Raw genomic sequence first — 18395 nt, forward strand, 5'->3', positions numbered from 1 at the left:
TTGTGATCAGTCCGCCGCGACCTGCGTCGTGCCGAGTACGTCACGCAGTTTCGCCGCCAGTTGCTCGATGGTGAAGGGCTTGGCGAGGAAATGCACGTCGTGGTCGAGCACGCCGTTGTGGACCACGGCGTTCCTGGTGAAGCCGGTGGTGAAGATCACCTTCAGCAGCGGCATGCGGGCAACGGCCTCTTCCGCCAGCTTGCGGCCGTTCATGACGGGCATGACGATGTCGGTGAACAGCAGGGCGACCTTCGGGTTCTCCGCCAGTTTCTGCAACGCTTCCTCGCCACTCGCGGCATCAATGACGGTGTATCCGAGTTCGCGTATGGCCTCGACGGTGGAGACCCGCACGCGGGCATCATCCTCGACGACAAGGATCGTTTCGGCGACCGGTGCGGCGGGGTTGTCGCCGCGCCCGGTGGGCACGGCCGGCTCTTCGGCGCCGAAATACCGCGGCAAGTAGATCTTGATTGTCGTGCCTTCGCCGGGCTCGGAATAGATGTTGACGTGGCCGCCCGACTGTTTGACGAAGCCGAACACCTGGCTCAATCCAAGGCCGGTGCCCTTGTTGACCGGCTTGGTGGTGAAGAAGGGTTCGAAGGCCTTGGCCATGACATCGGGGGTCATGCCCGAACCGGTATCGCTGACGGCGATCATCACATACTGGCCGGCCGCGACTTCGGCATGGGCGGCGGCGTAGCTGTCGTCGAGATGGCTGTTGGCGGTCTCGATGGTCAGCTTGCCGTCATCGCCCATGGCGTCGCGGGCGTTGACGGCCAGGTTGAGAACGGCGTTCTCGATCTGGCTCGGGTCGGCATGGGTTTTCCACAAGCCTCCCGCCAGCACCGTTTCGATGCGGATGGTTTCGCCGAGTGCCCTACGGATCAGGTCGGACATCCCGGTCAGCAGGCGGTTGGCGTCGACGATCTGCGGCGCCAGCGGCTGCTGACGCGAGAAGGCGAGCAGCCGGGCCGTCAGATTGGCGGCACGGGTCGCGGCATCGATCGCCGCGTCGATGAATTGTGCGATATCGTGCTCGCCGCGCGCCAGCTTGCGCTGGGCTAGGTTCATGGCGCTGATGATCACCGCCAGCATGTTGTTGAAGTCGTGGGCGATGCCGCCTGTAAGCTGGCCGACCGCCTCCATCTTGTGCATCTGGCGGATCTGGGATTCTGCCTTTTCACGTGTCTCGATCTCACTGCCGAGCGCGACGTTCTTGCGCACCAACTCCTCCTGGGCGACCGCCACCTCAAGGAAGCGGCGGCGCGATTCCCTGATCGCGTAGCCGGCAAGCAGGAAGATCGCCAGCAGTGCCGCCACCGAACCGATGCGTAGCCAGGTCTCGACCTGGTCGGTATGCGCGTCGCGCGCGGCGACGGCTGCGGCGCTGATGCGTCGGACCGTATCCATGCTGGTTCGGATTTCGTCCATGACTGCCTTGCCCTGGCCGCTGCGAATCAGATCCAGCGCTTTCGTCGCATTGCCCTGGTCGTACAGGGCAATCGTCTCGGCCAGTTCAGCCTGCTTTTGCGAAAGCGCGTCCTTGATGTGGTTGATCGGCTGGACGAACTGGTCGTCGGGGGCGGTCAAGCTGTCGATACGGGCAAGTTGCCCCGGAATGGCGCCGACAGCGCTCCGATAGGGTTCGAGATAGGATTTCTCGCCGGTCAGCAGGTAGCCACGCTGGCCGTTCTCGGCTTCCTGTGCCAGAGAAAGCAGACCCGAAAGCAATTGCTGATATTCGATTGCCTCGCGCGCGGCGGCGCGGTTGGCCCGCTGTTCCTCGACCAGCATGGCACGGCTGCCGACAATAAGCGCCAGCACCGCAAAGCCTGCGACAAGCGGGAGCGATTGCCATCGCATGGCACGTCGAAACCGAGCAATCATCATCTGCTATGCCGAACCAAAAGAATTCCCCGCAGGCAGCATTTCGTAGGCGGCGCCGGGGCGGAAGGCAATATGCCGGCTTCTGGAGCCGGCAATTGGCCGCCAGCCTTGCGAAACCTTCGTCATTTGGCTAAGGAGGCCGCGCATTCAGCGGCCGGCGTCAGCCGGCCTTCCGCTTTTCGGGATTCCGGCTTTTGGCTGGGATCCGGCTTCAGTCAAAGGCATTTCGCTCCCATGGCGCGCATCGTGATGAAATTCGGCGGAACCTCCGTCGCCGACATCGCCCGCATCCGCAACGTGGCGCGTCACGTCAAACGCGAGGTCGACGCCGGCCATGAGGTGGCGGTGGTCGTTTCGGCGATGGCCGGGAAGACCAACGAACTGGTCGGCTGGACGCGTGAGGCCTCGCCGATGCATGACGCACGCGAATATGATGCGGTCGTCGCTTCCGGCGAGCAGGTCACGGCCGGCCTGCTGGCCATCACTTTGCAGAACATGGGCGTGCACGCCCGCTCCTGGCAGGGCTGGCAGATCCCGATCAAGACCGATAATGCGCATGGGGCGGCGCGCATCCTCGACATTGACGGTGCGTTCCTGATCAAGCGCTTCGGCGAGGGCCAGGTGGCGGTGATTGCCGGGTTCCAGGGCATCGGCCCGGACAATCGTATTGCCACGCTCGGCCGCGGCGGCTCCGACACCAGTGCTGTCGCCATCGCCGCGGCGGTCAAAGCCGATCGCTGTGACATCTACACCGATGTCGACGGGGTCTACACCACCGATCCACGCATCGAGCCCAAGGCGCGGCGGCTGGCCAAGATCTCGTTCGAGGAAATGCTTGAAATGGCCTCGCTCGGCGCCAAGGTTCTGCAGGTGCGTTCGGTCGAGCTTGCCATGGTGCACAGGGTGCGTACCTTCGTGCGGTCGTCCTTCGACGATCCCGATGCGCCCGGAATGGGGGATTTGCTCAATCCGCCCGGAACGCTCATTTGCGACGAGGAAGAGATCGTGGAACAGCAGGTCGTCACCGGAATTGCCTACGCCAAGGACGAAGCGCAGATTTCACTGCGCCGGGTCGGCGACCGGCCGGGCGTTGCCGCCGGCATCTTCGGGCCGCTGGCCGAGGCCAACATCAATGTCGACATGATCGTCCAGAACATTTCCGAGGACGGCAAGTTCACCGACATGACCTTTACCGTGCCGTCGGGCGATGTCGACAAGGCGCTGGCCGTGCTTGAACGCCTCAAGGCCTCGATCGGCTACGATGTCGTGCAGTCGGAAGCCGGCATGTCGAAGGTTTCGGTCATCGGCATCGGCATGAGGAGCCATGCCGGCGTCGCCGCCACCGCTTTCAAGGCGCTGGCCGACAAATCGATCAACATCCGCGCCATCACGACCTCGGAGATCAAGATTTCGATCCTGATCGACGGCCCGTATACGGAACTTGCGGTTCGTACTTTGCATTCCGTCTACGGTCTGGATAAGCAGTAGCGAGAACGATTTGAGTTGTTGCGTGTGCGCCGGTCGCGGTGGAAACTGCGGCGGGCAGAATGCCCATTGGAGAACAAGCCGCGATGCGTGATCAGGCCAGTGGCCCGCGCGTTTTGCTCAAACGGCTCCGCGAGCTCATGCAGGAGCCGCTGGAGCCGCAGGAGCGGCTTGACCGGATTGTGCGCGACATCGCCTCAAACATGGTCGCGGAAGTCTGCTCGCTCTATGTGCTGCGTGCCGATTCGGTGCTCGAACTCTACGCCACCGAAGGCCTGAACCCGAACGCCGTCCATTTGGCGCAGTTGCGGCTGGGCCAAGGCCTGGTCGGCACCATCGCCGCCAGCGCGCGGCCGCTCAACCTGTCCAATGCGCAGGAACACCCTGCCTTCGCCTACCTGCCGGAGACCGGGGAAGAGATCTACAACTCGTTCCTGGGCGTGCCGGTGCTGCGGGCAGGGCGCACGCTGGGCGTGCTGGTGGTGCAGAACAAGACCATGCGCCACTACCGCGACGACGAGGTCGAGGCGCTGGAAACCACGGCGATGGTGATCGCCGAGATGATCGCCACCGGCGATCTGGCGCGGCTGACCCGGCCCGGCCTCGAACTCGATCTGCGCCGTCCTGTCAGCTTCACCGGCCTGTCCTTCAATGAAGGCGTCGGGCTTGGCCATGTCGTGCTGCACGAGCCGCGCATCGTCGTCACCAATCTGTTCAACGAGGACAGCGAGGAAGAGGTTCGCCGGTTGGAGACCTCACTCAGCTCGCTCAGGCTGTCCATCGACGACATGCTGGAACGCCGCGACGTCGCCTTCGAGGGCGAGCATCGCCAGGTGCTGGAAGCCTATCGCATGTTCGCCAACGATCGCGGCTGGGTGCGACGGCTGGAAGAGGCGATCCGCAACGGCCTGACGGCCGAAGCGGCGGTGGAAAAGGTGCAGAGCGACATGCGCGCCCGCATGCTGCACATGACCGATCCCTATCTGCGCGAGCGGATGAGCGATTTCGACGACCTCGCCAACCGCCTGCTGCGCCAGCTGATGGGGCGCGGGCCGGAAGATGTCGCGGCATCGCTGCCTAAGGACGCCATCATCGTCGCCCGTTCGATGGGGGCTGCCGAACTGCTCGATTATCCCCGCGACAAGATGCGCGGGCTGGTGCTCGAGGACGGTGCAGCGACCAGCCACGTCGTCATCGTCGCGCGTGCCATGGGCATCCCCGTCGCCGGCCAGATGAAGGGCGCTGTTTCCATGGCGGAAAACGGCGATGCCATCATCGTCGACGGCGAGGAGGGCGTGATCCATTTGCGGCCGCAGCCAGATCTCGAGGCCGCTTATGCCGAAAAAGTGCGTTTCAGGGCGCGCCGGCAAGAGGTCTACCGCGAACTGCGCAAGAAGCCGTCGACGACCAGGGATGGTGTCCAGGTCGATTTGCTGATGAATGCCGGTCTCGCCGTCGACCTGCCGCAGCTTGCCGAAGCGGGTGCGGCCGGCATCGGTCTGTTCCGCACCGAATTGCAATTCATGGTCGCTTCCACCTTTCCCCGGGCCGAGGCCCAGGAAAAGCTCTACCGCGACGTGCTCGAAGCGGCGCGCGGCAAGCCCGTCACCTTCCGCACCATCGACATTGGCGGCGACAAGGTGCTGCCCTATTTCAAGGGCGCGATCCAGGAAGAGAACCCGGCGCTTGGCTGGCGGGCGATCCGCCTGACGCTCGACCGGCCGGGCCTGCTGCGCACCCAGATCCGCGCTTTGCTCAAGGCCAGCGGCGGCCGCGAATTGAAGCTGATGCTGCCGATGGTGACCGAACTCGGCGAGATTACCCAGGCACGCGAGATCATCGACCGCGAGGTGCGGCATTTGTCGCGCTTTGCCCATCATTTGCCGACCAGCCTGAAGCTGGGGGCGATGCTTGAAGTGCCGTCGCTGCTGTTCCAGCTCGATGAATTGATGAAAGCGGTCGATTTCGTCTCGGTCGGTTCGAACGACCTGTTCCAGTTCGTTATGGCCGTCGACCGCGGCAACACGCAACTGGCCAACCGCTTCGACACGCTGTCGGCACCCTTCTTGCGCGTCCTCAAGCAGATCGCCGATGCCGGCGTCCGCAATCACACGCCGGTGACGCTGTGCGGCGAACTCGCCGGCAAGCCGATCTCGGCGATGGCGTTGATCGGACTCGGTTTCCGCTCGATCTCGATGTCGCCGGCCTCGATCGGGCCGGTCAAGGCGATGCTGACGGAACTGCCGCTGGACGAATTGAAGGCGTTTTTCGACGACAATCTGATGGCTCCGGCACAGGGCCTGCCGATGCGGGCGCTGCTGCAGGCCTTTGCCGACGACCGTTCGATCCCGTTATAGCAGCCTCATCATGGTCAATTTGCCCCGCGATCGTATGGATCAAGTCGTCAAGCGTTTCGAGATGCTCGAAGCGCAGATGTCGGCCGGCCCGGCGCCGGACGCCTATGTGCGGATGGCGTCCGAATATGCCGAAATCCAGGACATGGTGGCCAAGGTCAGGGCGCTGCGCGCGGCCGAGCATGAACAGGCCGACCTCGAAGCCATGCTTGCCGACAGGGGCACCGACGCCGAGATGCGGGCGCTGGCCGAGGCCGAGCTGCCAGGGGTCGAGGACCGCATCGAGGCGCTGCAGAAGGACATTCAGATCCTGCTGTTGCCCAGGGATGCCGCCGACGACAAGAACGCCATTCTCGAAATCCGCGCCGGCACCGGCGGCGATGAGGCCGCGCTCTTCGCCGGCGACCTGTTTCGCATGTACGAACGCTACGCCGCCGAACGCGGCTGGCGTTTCGAGACCGCCTCGGCCAGCGATGGCGATGCCGGCGGCTACAAGGAAATCATCGCCACGGTGTCGGGCAAGGGCGTCTTTGCGCATCTGAAATTCGAATCCGGCGTGCACCGCGTGCAGCGCGTGCCGGCGACCGAGGCCAGCGGGCGCATCCACACGTCGGCGGCAACCGTCGCGGTGCTGCCCGAGGCCGAAGAGGTCGACATCGACATCAGGGCCGAAGACATCCGCATCGACACGATGCGCGCCTCGGGTTCGGGCGGCCAGCACGTCAACACCACCGATTCGGCCGTCCGCATCACCCATCTGCCGACCGGCATCATGGTCGTGCAGGCTGAGAAATCGCAGCACCAGAACCGCGCCAAGGCGATGCAGATCCTGCGCGCCCGCCTCTATGATCTCGAACGCGGCAAGGCTGACGAGGAGCGCTCCGAATCGCGCAAGTCACAGGTCGGCTCCGGTGACCGCTCGGAACGCATCCGCACCTATAATTTCCCGCAAGGGCGCGTCACCGACCATCGCATCAATTTGACGCTCTACAAGCTCGACCGGGTGATGATGGGCGAACTCGACGAGATCATCAACGCGCTGATCGCCGATCATCAGTCCAAGCTGCTCGCCGACATCGGCATCGATGACTGACCTGCCCAACGCGCTCGGGCCGCTGCTGCGGGAAGCGCGGGCTCGGCTCGGCAGCACCGTCGACGACCCGACGCTCGATGCGAGGCTGATCGTCGAGCATTTTTCGGGCACGACGCGCACGCAAGCCATTGCGGACCCCGAACGCAGGGTCGGCGCCGGCGCTGTTGCCGAAATCGATGCCGCCTTGAGACGCCGCGCCGGCGGCGAACCTGTGCATCGCATCCTCGGCTATCGTGAATTCTACGGTTTGCGCCTGGCGCTGTCGCCGGAAACGCTGGAACCGCGGCCGGATACCGAAACGCTGGTCGAGGCGATATTGCCCTTCGTCAAGGCGGTTGCGACGCAGGAAGGCGAGTGTTGCATCCTCGATCTTGGCACCGGCACCGGCGCCATTGCGCTGGCGCTGCTCAGCGTCGTGCCGACGGCTAATGCCACCGGCGTCGATCTGTCCGCGGGTGCGCTGGCGACGGCGGCCCGCAATGCCGGGCAACTGGGCCTTGCGGGCCGGTTCACGGCGCTGCAGTCGGACTGGTTCGAAAAAGTTTCCGGCCGGTACCATGTAATTGTCGCAAACCCTCCCTATATATCTTCCGAAGACATTGGAAATCTGCAGGACGAAGTCCGCAATTTCGACCCGCGCCTAGCCCTGGATGGCGGCGCGGACGGTCTGAACCCCTACAGAACCATCGCTGCGGAAGCGGCAAGGTTTTTGGAAATTGAAGGCAGAATTGCGGTCGAGATCGGCCATACGCAACGCAACGAGGTCTGCGAGATATTCACTGCAGCCGGCTATGCGCCGGGCAGTGTTTTCCGTGACCTCGGTGGAAACGACAGGGTTATTGTCTTTGAAAGGATAAAGCCTTGACGCAGTGCAAAAAAGCGCTTGGCAATGCCGGGGAATGCGGCTAGGGTCGCCTTAACCGGATGAGACGAAGCAGGCAGTGCTCTTAGCGATTCGGTTTTCCTTGGAAATAGCTGCCTTCTTGCGCAAACGATGCCCAAGCTTCGTGCGGGAATCGTCCGGCAAGTGATGTAACCGGAACAGGAAGACACGTGGCGCCAACGCAATCGATGCGGGCGAACGCCGGTGAAGAGACGAAACGGCTGGCTGCATGAGCGCCTCCGTTCGTGAAGAGTTTTTCGAAAATTTCAAAATGAAGAGAGTTTGATGAGGCCACAACAGCAGAACAGGCGCATGCGCGGTCGCAACAACAATGGCGGCGGCGGTGGTAACAATAACAACAATAACAACAACAACCGCAAGGGGCCTAATCCCCTGACGCGCAACTACGAGAGCAATGGCCCGGACGTGAAGATCCGCGGTTCGGCTCAGCAGATCGCCGAAAAATACGCCACCCTTGCCCGTGATTCACACAGCTCCGGCGACCGGGTCATGGCGGAGAACTATCTCCAGCACGCCGAGCATTACAATCGCATCATTGCGGCCGCACAGGCGCAGATGCCAATCCAGAACACGCAGCAGAATCGCGATGATTTCGACGATGATGGCGATGAGGACCGCGACGATTTCGACAATAGCAGCAACAACAGCAACGCTGCTTCCGACGTCCAGATCCCGGTGGTCAACCATGGCGCCGGCCCGCAGCCGGTTATCGAAGGTACGCCGGCCGAGGTCGCGCTGAACCGGGAAGGTGGCCGCGAGGCCCGCGATAACAATGGCGGGCGCAACAATGGCGGCCGCGACAACAATGGCGGGCGCCATCGTGATCGCCGCCCCAATGGCGGCTATGGCCAGAACGGCCAGCGCGACTTTTCATCGTCCGCCGAGCAAGGTGGTCAGCCCCAGGGCAACGAGATCCCGGTCCAGGGCGAAGCCGTTTCGCCGACCGAATCTGTGGCGCCGGCCGAACCGGCTCCGTCGTTCGAGAACCTTTCCCCGGCAGGTCTTGCCGCCCAGGCCGAACTCAACGAGGCGGCCGCCGAAAGCGGTGCTGCCCGTCGTCCGCGTCGTCCGCGCCGCCCGCGCGTCAACGCCGATCAGGTTGATGGCGGTAGTGACAATGCCAGTTCCGGGACCGACGCCGGCGAGGTGGCTGCGGCCCCGGCCGACAGCGGCAACGCCCAACCGGTCAATGTCGATATCGATAACTGACCCAACGGCATTTCAAGGCATTGAGCGGCGGAGAGAAATCTCCGCCGTTTTCGTTTGGGCGGCCGTGCAATATTATGTGGTTGCCGATATCGGGACGTCTTGAGGGTTCAGCGCCTGTGCACCATATCAGCCTCAACTGGACCCGGCTCGAATGAGCGGGTCCGTCACCGCAATCGGATCCGGTGCCGCAAAGCGGGCCGGTGATGGAAGGAGACAGATATGAACCTTGAGAAATACTCAGAGCGCGTGCGCGGCTTTATCCAGTCCGCGCAGACCATGGCGCTTTCCCGCAACCACCAGCAATTCACCCCTGAACATATCCTGAAAGTGCTCGTCGACGACGACGAGGGCTTGGCCGCGTCGCTGATCGAACGCGCCGGCGGCAACGTCCGCGACGTCAAGCTTGGCGTCGAGACGGCGCTCGAAGCGATGCCCAAGGTCGAGGGCGGCAATGGCCAGCTCTATCTGGCCCAGCCGCTGGCGAAAGTGTTTTCGACCGCCGAGGAACTGGCCAAGAAAGCCGGCGACAGTTTTGTCACGGTCGAGCGGCTCTTGCAGGCGCTCGCCATGGAAAAGTCGGCCAAGACCGCCGACATACTGGCCAAGGCCGGCGTCACCGCGCAGGCGCTCAACCAGGTCATCAACGATGTCCGCAAGGGCCGCACCGCCGATTCGGCGAGTGCCGAACAGGGCTACGACGCGCTGAAGAAATACGCGCGCGACCTGACTGCGGATGCCCGTGCCGGCAAGCTGGACCCCGTGATCGGCCGTGACGACGAGATCCGCCGCACCATCCAGGTGCTGTCGCGCCGCACCAAGAACAATCCGGTGCTGATCGGCGAACCCGGCGTCGGCAAGACGGCGATCGCCGAAGGCCTGGCACTGCGCATCGTCAATGGCGACGTACCGGAATCGCTGAAGGACAAGCAGCTGATGGCGCTCGACATGGGCGCGCTGATTGCCGGCGCCAAATATCGCGGCGAGTTCGAGGAGCGGCTGAAGGCCGTGCTCTCCGAAGTCACCTCGGCCAGCGGCAACATCATCCTGTTCATCGACGAGATGCACACGCTGGTCGGCGCCGGCAAGGCGGATGGCGCCATGGATGCGTCCAACCTGCTGAAGCCGGCGCTGGCGCGCGGCGAGCTGCACTGCGTCGGCGCCACCACGCTCGACGAGTATCGCAAGCATGTCGAGAAGGATGCAGCCCTTGCCCGGCGCTTCCAGCCGGTTTTCGTCGACGAGCCGACGGTGGAAGACACCGTTTCGATCCTGCGCGGCCTGAAGGAGAAATACGAGCAGCACCACAAGGTGCGCATTTCGGATTCAGCGCTGGTGGCGGCGGCGACGCTGTCCAACCGCTACATCGCCGATCGCTTCCTGCCGGACAAGGCGATCGACCTGGTCGACGAAGCCGCATCGCGGCTGCGCATGCAGGTCGATTCCAAGCCCGAGGCGCTGGACGAGATCGATCGCCGCATCATGCAGCTCAAGATCGAGCGCGAGGCGCTGAAGGTCGAGACGGACGATGCTTCGAAGGACCGGCTCGCCCGCCTGGAAAAGGAACTCGTCGGCCTTGAGGAGGAATCGACCGAGATCACCGCCAAGTGGCAGGCCGAGAAGCAGAAGCTCGGGCTCGCCGCCGACCTGAAGAAGCAGCTCGACGAGGCGCGCAACGACCTTGCCATTGCCCAGCGCAAGGGTGAATTCCAGCGCGCCGGCGAGCTTGCCTATGGCAAGATTCCGGAACTGGAAAAGAAGCTGAAGGAGGCCGAGGCCCAGGACGGCAAAGCCGGCATGGTCGAAGAGGTGGTTACCCCCGACCACGTCGCCCATATCGTCTCGCGCTGGACCGGCATTCCTGTCGACAAGATGCTGCAGGGCGAGCGCGACAAGCTGCTGCGCATGGAAGACGAGATCGGCAAGCGCGTCGTTGGCCAGGGCGAGGCGGTGCAAGCTGTGTCGAAAGCGGTGCGCCGCGCCCGCGCGGGCCTGCAGGATCCGAACCGGCCGATCGGCTCGTTCATGTTCCTCGGACCGACGGGTGTCGGCAAGACCGAGTTGACCAAGGCGCTGGCGAGCTTCCTGTTCGACGACGAGAGCGCCATGGTGCGCATCGATATGTCGGAGTTCATGGAAAAGCACTCGGTCGCCCGGCTGATCGGCGCGCCTCCCGGCTATGTCGGCTATGAGGAAGGCGGCGCGCTGACCGAAGCGGTGCGGCGCCGGCCCTATCAGGTCGTGCTGTTCGACGAGATCGAGAAGGCGCATCCGGATGTGTTCAACGTGCTTTTGCAGGTGCTCGACGACGGCCGCCTGACCGACGGCCAGGGCCGCACGGTCGACTTCCGCAACACGCTGATCATCATGACGTCGAACCTCGGCGCCGAATATCTCGTCAACCTCACCGAGGACCAGGATGTCGATCTGGTGCGCGACGAGGTGATGAACGTCGTCAGGGCATCGTTCCGGCCGGAGTTCCTCAACCGCGTCGATGAGGTGATCCTGTTCCACCGGCTGCGCCGGCAGGATATGGGCCGCATCGTCGAGATCCAGCTCAAGCGGCTCGAGAGCCTGCTTGTCGACCGCAAGATCACGCTATCGCTGGACCAGGAGGCGGTGGATTGGCTGGCGGCCAAGGGCTACGACCCGGCCTATGGCGCGCGGCCGCTGAAGCGGGTGATGCAGAAGGAATTGCAGGACCCACTGGCGGAGAAGATCCTGCTCGGCGACATCCTCGACGGCTCGACCGTCAAGGTGACAGCCGGTTCCGACCGGCTGAATTTCCGCTCCAAACCGACGATCGTCGCGGCGGAAGCGGCAGCCTGATCCTGCGCCGCGCGTCCTTCCTGGACGCGCGGCGTTTTCATATAAAACGTGGGGCGGGGATGACACTGGACGACTACAACAGCTTCTGCGACTCGCTGCCTTCGACGACCTATGTCGTCCAGTGGGGTGGCGCCCATGTCTGGAAGGTGGGGGCCAAGGTCTTCGCGATCGGCGGCTGGGACGATGGCCAGCAGCTCTTCGTCACCTTCAAATGTTCCGATATCGCCTATGATGTGCTCAAGGAACAGCCGGGGCTACGGCCTGCACCCTATCTTGCCTCGCGCGGCATGACATGGATCCAGCGTCGGACAAGCCAGAGCATGGATGATGCCGCGCTGAAGGACTATCTGCGCGAGAGCCATCGCCTTGTCGCCCTGAAGCTTACCAGGCAGGCGCGCAAGGAATTGGGACTTGCCGAAAGCTAGCCTATATTCCTTGAGGCGCCGGAAAACCGCCATCTTCATGCCCGGTTCATGTTGGAACCATAGGATGGTGTAACTGGTTTGCTGGCGAAGGGGTTCGCCAGAAGACAATGCCGGCGGCGGCAAATTTACGGACCGGAGAATTTGGCCACCATGTTCCGCACGATCTTTGCCCTCTCGGCGCTAGCCGCCGGGCTTGTGTCTTCCGGGGCGTTCGCCGCGCCGACGACGGACAATGCGCCAAGGGTTGTCCGCGCCGCCGATACCGGGGGCATCCTTGTCGCCCAGGACGGCAATCTCGACATCTACTACGACGCCAGGGGCAACCGCGTGATCGTCGATGCCGATACCGGCAAGGTCATCGCCATCCAGCCGCCGCAGACCCGGCTCGACCGCCGCGCCTTGCGCCGCGAGACACGACTGCGCGAACTGGGCCGCGCCCCCGAAGGCGACGACCGCTACTATCTCGACGATCCGGAAGACATGGCGCGGTTCCGGCGCAAGCAGTTGGAAGAGGAAGGCCGCGTTATCCCGCCGCCGGCGGATGAGTACGATCCCTATGGGGACAATTCCGCCGAAGCCTACCCGCCGGCGCCGCAGGACGATGGCAATTACGACGACAATTATCCCGACGCGCCGCAGCCGGCTAAGCCGGGTACCATCAAGCGCCAGCCGCTGAACGAGGCCGCGATAGACCCTGCCCAGCCGACGACACCCGCCGATCAGGCGGCTCTGCCGCCAAAGGCCGGCGACAAGACCACCGTTGCCCCGGCACTTTCGCTGGGAGCGCGCCAGGATGTCGCCGCCCTTCAGGTGCTGCTAGACCGGGGTGGCGCTTCGCCTGGCGTCATCGACGGGCGTTTCGGTTCGAATGTCGACAAGGCGCTCGCCGCCTACAACCAGATCACCGGCGCCAATCTGCGATCGACCGACGCGGTCGCCATCCAGGCGGCACTTGCGCAATCCGGCGGCGATGCCTTCGCCAACTACACGATCACAGCGGAGGACGCGGCCGGTCCCTATGTCGCGTCGATCCCGGAAGACTACAGCCAGAAGGCGCAACTCGACCGCATGGGTTATACGTCGGTGACCGAGGCGCTCGCGGAGCGCTTTCACATGGACGAGAATTATCTCAAGGCGCTCAACCCGGAGGTCGATTTCAATCGTCCCGGCACGATCATCAAGGTCGCCAATTTCGGCAGGCTGGTTTCGACGCCGGTGGCGCGTATCGTCGCCGACAAGGACAAGAAAGAGGTTTTCGCCTATGACGCCGGCGGCAAACTGGTCGCGGCCTATCCCGCAACCATCGGCTCGTCGGATACGCCGTCACCGTCCGGCATACACACGGTGTCGCGCGTGGCGCTCGATCCGAACTACACCTACAATCCCAGCATCAATTTCAAGCAGGGTCAAAATGACAAGGTCCTGACCATTCCGCCGGGCCCGAACGGTCCCGTCGGTTCGGTCTGGATCGCCCTGGATAAGCCGACCTACGGCATCCACGGCACGCCCGATCCGTCGAAGATCGGCAAGACCGAGAGCCATGGCTGCGTACGCCTGACCAACTGGGATGCGCGGGAGCTGGCCAAATTGGTTTCGCCGGGCGTGACGGTGGAGTTTGTCGGCGGGCCCTCAGCCGATAACCTTGCGCAGCAGTGAACCGCGAAGCGCGGCGGCATAGACCAACTGCACGACCAGGATGAAGCCGACGCCGAGCAAGGGACTGACAAGCGAGAGTGCGGCGCCGACCGCCCACAGGATCTGTGCCTTGATGATGCGCAGATAGACCGTGCGTTTGGTTTCCGCATCGACATCCTCTGCTACGAAGCCGCTTTTCTCCGCATAACGCCAGCTCGCGAACAGCGTGACGCCGAGCGCCAGCAGATTGAGCCAGTAGACCAGCACCGCGGTTCTGAACTCGAGGAAGTCGGCCAGAAGATCGGTCGAGAAGGGCAGCAAGGCGATGAAGGCGAGAAAGCAAAGGTTCAGCGTGGCAAGCCGTCGATCGGATTTGGCGATCAGACCATGCTGCGCCTGCTGGCCAAACCAGAAGATGGTCAGCGTCAGGAAGCTCAAGGCGTAGGTCAGGAAACGCGGCGCCAGAGCGGCGATCGCGGCGAGCAGCTCGCGTTCGGAATGGATCGCCTCGTGCGCCGGCACCCTGATTTCGAGAACGATCAGGGTGAGCGCGATGGCGAATACGCCGTCGGTGATCCCGACGATACGGCCGCGTCCCTCAGCCGATGCTTCAAGTGGCCGCTTCATCGATGTTTCCCCATCGGCACCTTCCGGAAACCTAGCATGGTTGCCGCCATTTGCATCCGACAGGGTGCGACCCTGGCCAAACGGCTGGTTTCAGCGACAGCAAGCCACTGGCTGGTTGTTGCCGGTGCGCTGGGGGTTTAAGCAAGGTTTCATGCATTCGCCAAGTGAAGCCGCCGCCGTCCCGCTGACCAATCCGGTCACGAATGGAACGTTTTGTCCGCAGTCGCGGCGACGATTTGTGCTGGTCGCGGCAATTCTGGCCTCGGCGCTTGGCTTCATAGACGGCTCCATCCTGGCCATCGCTACACCAGCGATCCGCGTCAATCTCGGCGCAAGCCTTGCCGAGGCGCAGTGGATTTCCAATGCCTATGCGTTGACGCTGTCGGCGCTGATTTTGGCCGGGGGCGCTGCCGGCGACCGATTCGGTCTGCGCCGCGCCTTCGTGGCCGGCATTGCGCTGTTCATCCTCGCTTCGCTTGCCTGTGCGCTGGCGCCGAATGCAATTGTGCTGATCGCATTTCGCGCGTTGCAGGGCATCGGTGCGGCAATCATGGTGCCTGGCAGCCTCGCCATCATCGCCAAGGCCTACCCGAAGAAAGAACGCGGCCGTGCTATCGGCATCTGGGCGGCGGCTTCGGCGCTGACCACGGCACTTGGCCCGGTGTTCGGCGGCTTCGTGCTGTCGGCCTTCGGTGACGGCATCTGGCGGGCGATCTTCGCCATCAACCTGCCGCTGGGCTTGATTTCGATCTGGCTTCTGCTGGCCAAGGTTCCGGCCGATGCGCCGACGGAGAAACGCAGCCTGGATCTCGGCGGTGCAGCGCTCGCGACATTGGCTTTCGGTGCGCTTGCCTATGGGCTGACCTCGATGAGCGCCAGCGGCGAGGGCCTCATGGCAGGGCCGAGCATTGCCGCCGGCGTCGTATTGCTGGCTGTCTTCATCGTCTTCGAGCTTCGGCAGCGCGAGCCGATGATCGACCTCAGCCTGTTTCGCGTCGGTGCTTTCGCCGGCGCCAATGTGGCGACGTTCTTCCTCTATTTTGCGCTGTCGGCCAACCTTTTCTATCTGCCAATGCTGCTGATCGCCGGCTGGGGCCTGAGCACGGCCGAGGTCGGCTTCATCTTCCTGCCCTTGTCGGCATCGATCGCGCTTTTGTCGGGACCTGTCGGCAAGCTGTCGGACCGGATCGGACCGCGTTTTCCGATCGCCTGCGGCAGCCTGGTCGTGGCTTTTGCGTTTGCCGGGCTGGCCTTGCTCACCTACGCCGGCATCCACAATTTCTGGACCGGAACATTCCCGCTGATGGGGCTGATGGGGCTCGGCATGGCTCTGGTCGTGTCGCCCTTGTCGACCGCGATCATGACGGCGGTGGAGGACAAGGACACGGGGGCGGCCTCCGGCATCAACAATGCCGTCTCACGCATCGGCGGTCTGATCGCGGTGGCGGCGATGGGCTCGCTTGCCGCGTGGGTCTACGCGAATGCACTGGACGCGAGCGCAACGTCCGGCATCCCGGGATTTGGTGAACCGGCGCCAGCCGGGCTTGCCCCGGCCATCGATGCGACAAGGCTCGCCGCCAGCGACGCCGCGTTTGCCGCGGTTTCTTCGGTGACCGCGCTGCTTTGCCTGCTTGCGGCTGTTATCGCCTGGACGACCATTCCCGGTGATCGATTGCCATGGCCGCGAAAGGCCGAAGATACGCCAGGCTGAAGCCGATCAACCGTCGATCTTGGCGCTCGCAACCTTCAGCGAATCGCTGTCTTCCTGCTTCAACAGTTCGTCGATGCGTTCGCGTTCGCGCTTGAAGGCGACGAGGTCATCGCCCTTCAGCACCTTGCCGACCGGCAGGCGGACACGCATCGGATCGACCTTGGTGCCGTTGACGATCAGCTCGTAGTGAAGATGCGGGCCGGTGGCGAGGCCGGTTTGGCCGAGGAAGCCGATGGTCTGGCCCTGGCGGACGTGCACGCCCGGTTCGATGCCTTTGGCAAAGGCGCTCTGGTGATTGTATGAGGTTTCGTAGCCATTGGCGTGGCGGATGATGATCTGCTTGCCGTAACCGCCGGCCCAGCCGACCTTCTCGACCGTGCCGTTGCCGGCGGCGATGATCGGCGTGCCGATGGGGGCTGCCCAGTCGACGCCGGTGTGCATGCGGACATAGCCGAGGATCGGATGCCTGCGGGCGCCGAACCCGGAGCGGAATTTCCCGGCGGGCAGGGGATTGCGCAACAGGAACTGCTCGGCGCTCGAACCGTCCTCATCGAAATAGTCGGTGCCGCCGTCCTGCATCTGGAAGCGGTAGAAGTTGCGGGTCTGGCCGCCGAACGTCGCCGAGACGTAGAGAAGCTCGGAGCTGTCCGAGGTCTGATCGTCGCCGTCGGGCTGCGAAAACAGGACTTCGATGCGGTCGGCGGGGCTGAGGCGAGACTGGAAGTCGACATCGGACGCCAGCAGCTTGATCAACCGCTGCGTCATCGCCTTGGACATGCCGTAGGAGTAGGCGGCGCGGTAGATGCCGTCATAGACGTTGGGCAGGTTGCCGCGCACCACCACCGGCGCCGACGAATCATCGAAGGCCGTCAGCAATTCGGGGTTCGGATCCGGTTCCTGCGCCGGCACATACTGGCCGCGATCGTTGAGCGCGATGGTGACGATGTGCTGGGTCCGGTCGTAGACGCTGGTGCGCACGACCTTGGCGGCATCGCCGTGAACCTCGAGGCCGACGCGCAGCACGGTTCCAGCCTTGAGCGCCGTCGCATTGAGCAACTTGGCGATGGCTTCGGCCATTCCGGTGGCGTCTTCCCCTGTGTAGCCCGAATCAGCAAAAGCCTCGGTGACGTCGAGATCCTTGGTGAAGGGGATGATTTCCTCGGCGAAAGCCGGCGCCTGGTCGTCCACGGTGGCTCGCGGCGCCACCGAGACGTTTTCCGGCACGATCTTGACATCGTAGGAGCCGGCCATGCTCTCGGCAAAGGCTTCGCCGAATCGCTGCGGATCGACATAGTGGAGCGAAGCGACCTGCACGGCGCCGTCGCTGAGGTCGGTGCCGGCCTCGCGCACCACTTTTTCCACCTCGTCGGCGGAGAGGTCGCTCTTTTCGTCGAAGGAAGCCGTGTCGATCGGAAAATCGACGGTCTTCAGACTCATCTCGCTTTCGACCTTGGCGCCGTAGATCTGGCCGGAAGCGGCCGTCGCCGGCTGGGCATTGTCGTCGCCGTCGTCGCCGAACACTTGCATCGGGTCGAAGGGGGGGTAGGCGCGGCTGGTGGTGTGGCCGGCGGCAAGGGCCATCTTGATCTGCACGAAAGGCATGGTGTGGATGACGTCGCGGTCGCCGACCTTGGTGACCATCGACACTTCCATGCGGCGGCGGTCCTTGGCCTTTGCGATCTGACGCGGCGCCACCAGCCTGGTCGTCTTGGCGACTTCGCCGGAATCTCCGTTGCCGGCAAGGCTGATCAACTCGGCGATCTCGGGTGGGGTGGCCAGCTGCTGGCGGCCGTCAAGAGCGGCGAACAGCGCCACGCCCATCAACACGCTCGAGGTCACGCCAGTGAGAAATGTTCCCGACAGCCAGCGTGCAGAAACCTCGCGCCGGTCGGGCGGGCCGCTGCGGCCATCCGCGATCAGCGGCGGCTCATTGCCGAGTTCGGCTATGACATCTTCCGTGTCTGGCATCCAGAAAGGCTGCTTCTTCCCCGGGCGGAACGGCTTGTCGCTTTTGTTGTGGCCGTGACATTTGCCTGTCATGGCAGGTGAAGTCAACGAAGCGCCAGGCTCCGACCGAATTGCCCCCAGGCACTTCTCCTATAGAGCACTCTACCAGGCGGGGCGGTGTACCTTCTCCGCAAGGCCCATCGCACACTCCTATATAGGAGGGCTCCTAAGAGAGGCGCTGCTCGATCGGCGGCGCCCACATTCGATGGCTTTGGTGTCGAACGGCAATGCG

13 protein-coding genes (1 of these 13 only partly in view) are annotated in these 18395 nt (G+C 63.7%); 10 read left to right on the forward strand and 3 right to left on the reverse strand.

Going from position 1 to position 18395, the window contains the following annotated elements; translation table 11 throughout:
- Window positions 1–6 precede the first annotated feature (6 nt).
- On the reverse strand, window positions 7–1863 hold the full coding sequence (locus LB519_RS12885) for a CHASE3 domain-containing protein (RefSeq protein ID WP_127371321.1): 1857 nt from the start codon (window positions 1861–1863) through the stop codon (window positions 7–9).
- Window positions 1864–2121: 258 nt separating this feature from the next.
- Here LB519_RS12885 and LB519_RS12890 point away from each other — a divergent pair, with 258 nt between their 5' ends.
- The 8 genes from LB519_RS12890 (at window position 2122) to LB519_RS12925 (ending at window position 13839) form a co-directional block, all read left to right on the forward strand.
- Window positions 2122–3375, forward strand: a complete 1254-nt coding sequence (locus LB519_RS12890) for an aspartate kinase (protein ID WP_013529459.1) — start codon at window positions 2122–2124, stop codon at window positions 3373–3375.
- 83 nt (window positions 3376–3458) lie between these two features.
- Window positions 3459–5729, forward strand: coding sequence for a phosphoenolpyruvate--protein phosphotransferase (gene ptsP, locus LB519_RS12895; protein ID WP_063169068.1), 2271 nt, complete (start codon window positions 3459–3461; stop codon window positions 5727–5729).
- Between the two features lie 10 nt (window positions 5730–5739).
- Complete coding sequence (gene prfA, locus LB519_RS12900; protein ID WP_013529461.1) at window positions 5740–6819, forward strand: peptide chain release factor 1; 1080 nt, start codon at window positions 5740–5742, stop codon at window positions 6817–6819.
- A complete protein-coding gene (gene prmC / locus LB519_RS12905; protein ID WP_127371764.1) occupies window positions 6812–7684 on the forward strand; it encodes a peptide chain release factor N(5)-glutamine methyltransferase in 873 nt (290 codons plus the stop codon). The genes prfA and prmC overlap by 8 nt, the downstream gene beginning before the upstream one ends.
- Before the next feature lie 303 nt (window positions 7685–7987).
- A complete protein-coding gene (locus LB519_RS12910) occupies window positions 7988–8932 on the forward strand; it encodes a DUF4167 domain-containing protein (protein WP_224620184.1) in 945 nt (314 codons plus the stop codon).
- A gap of 219 nt (window positions 8933–9151) precedes the next feature.
- Window positions 9152–11758, forward strand: coding sequence for an ATP-dependent chaperone ClpB (gene clpB, locus LB519_RS12915; protein ID WP_013529464.1), 2607 nt, complete (start codon window positions 9152–9154; stop codon window positions 11756–11758).
- A gap of 59 nt (window positions 11759–11817) precedes the next feature.
- The gene (locus LB519_RS12920; protein WP_224620185.1) at window positions 11818–12183 is read left to right on the forward strand and encodes an MmcQ/YjbR family DNA-binding protein; all 366 of its coding nucleotides are present in this window, start codon (window positions 11818–11820) and stop codon (window positions 12181–12183) included.
- A gap of 150 nt (window positions 12184–12333) precedes the next feature.
- Window positions 12334–13839 carry a L,D-transpeptidase family protein gene (locus LB519_RS12925; protein ID WP_013529466.1) on the forward strand — a complete coding sequence of 502 codons (1506 nt, stop codon included), beginning with the start codon at window positions 12334–12336 and terminating at the stop codon, window positions 13837–13839.
- Here the strand turns inward: LB519_RS12925 and LB519_RS12930 are convergent.
- Window positions 13813–14445 carry a TMEM175 family protein gene (locus tag LB519_RS12930; protein WP_063169065.1) on the reverse strand — a complete coding sequence of 211 codons (633 nt, stop codon included), beginning with the start codon at window positions 14443–14445 and terminating at the stop codon, window positions 13813–13815. The two genes, LB519_RS12925 and LB519_RS12930, sit on opposite strands and share 27 nt — an antisense overlap.
- Window positions 14446–14596: 151 nt before the next feature.
- Between LB519_RS12930 and LB519_RS12935 the strand changes: the two genes are divergently transcribed.
- Window positions 14597–16156, forward strand: coding sequence for an MFS transporter (locus LB519_RS12935; protein ID WP_127368056.1), 1560 nt, complete (start codon window positions 14597–14599; stop codon window positions 16154–16156).
- Between the two features lie 6 nt (window positions 16157–16162).
- Here the strand turns inward: LB519_RS12935 and LB519_RS12940 are convergent, their stop codons facing one another.
- On the reverse strand, window positions 16163–18124 hold the full coding sequence (locus LB519_RS12940; protein WP_063173803.1) for a M23 family metallopeptidase: 1962 nt from the start codon (window positions 18122–18124) through the stop codon (window positions 16163–16165).
- 244 nt (window positions 18125–18368) lie between these two features.
- Between LB519_RS12940 and LB519_RS12945 the strand changes: the two genes are divergently transcribed.
- Window positions 18369–18395, forward strand: the 5' end (the start) of a protein-coding gene (locus LB519_RS12945) for a hypothetical protein (protein ID WP_050580470.1). It continues 318 nt past the right edge of the window; only the first 27 of its 345 coding nucleotides appear in the window; the start codon lies at window positions 18369–18371; its stop codon lies beyond the right edge, outside the window.

The sequence above is a fragment of the Mesorhizobium sp. AD1-1 genome, from assembly GCF_020164655.1.
Taxonomy (GTDB): Bacteria; Pseudomonadota; Alphaproteobacteria; order Rhizobiales; family Rhizobiaceae; genus Mesorhizobium; species Mesorhizobium ciceri.

What these genes read in the sequence shown, in the direction of transcription:
- LB519_RS12940 (WP_063173803.1), bottom strand. Translation starts at nt 18,124, where the DNA reads ATGCCAGACACGGAAGATGTCATAGCCGAACTCGGCAATGAGCCGCCG.
- LB519_RS12920 (WP_224620185.1), top strand. Translation starts at nt 11,818, where the DNA reads ATGACACTGGACGACTACAACAGCTTCTGCGACTCGCTGCCTTCGACG.
- ptsP (WP_063169068.1), top strand. Translation starts at nt 3,459, where the DNA reads ATGCGTGATCAGGCCAGTGGCCCGCGCGTTTTGCTCAAACGGCTCCGC.
- LB519_RS12890 (WP_013529459.1), top strand. Translation starts at nt 2,122, where the DNA reads ATGGCGCGCATCGTGATGAAATTCGGCGGAACCTCCGTCGCCGACATC.
- prfA (WP_013529461.1), top strand. Translation starts at nt 5,740, where the DNA reads ATGGTCAATTTGCCCCGCGATCGTATGGATCAAGTCGTCAAGCGTTTC.
- LB519_RS12935 (WP_127368056.1), top strand. Translation starts at nt 14,597, where the DNA reads ATGCATTCGCCAAGTGAAGCCGCCGCCGTCCCGCTGACCAATCCGGTC.
- LB519_RS12885 (WP_127371321.1), bottom strand. Translation starts at nt 1,863, where the DNA reads ATGCGATGGCAATCGCTCCCGCTTGTCGCAGGCTTTGCGGTGCTGGCG.
- LB519_RS12910 (WP_224620184.1), top strand. Translation starts at nt 7,988, where the DNA reads ATGAGGCCACAACAGCAGAACAGGCGCATGCGCGGTCGCAACAACAAT.
- prmC (WP_127371764.1), top strand. Translation starts at nt 6,812, where the DNA reads ATGACTGACCTGCCCAACGCGCTCGGGCCGCTGCTGCGGGAAGCGCGG.
- LB519_RS12930 (WP_063169065.1), bottom strand. Translation starts at nt 14,445, where the DNA reads ATGAAGCGGCCACTTGAAGCATCGGCTGAGGGACGCGGCCGTATCGTC.
- clpB (WP_013529464.1), top strand. Translation starts at nt 9,152, where the DNA reads ATGAACCTTGAGAAATACTCAGAGCGCGTGCGCGGCTTTATCCAGTCC.
- LB519_RS12925 (WP_013529466.1), top strand. Translation starts at nt 12,334, where the DNA reads ATGTTCCGCACGATCTTTGCCCTCTCGGCGCTAGCCGCCGGGCTTGTG.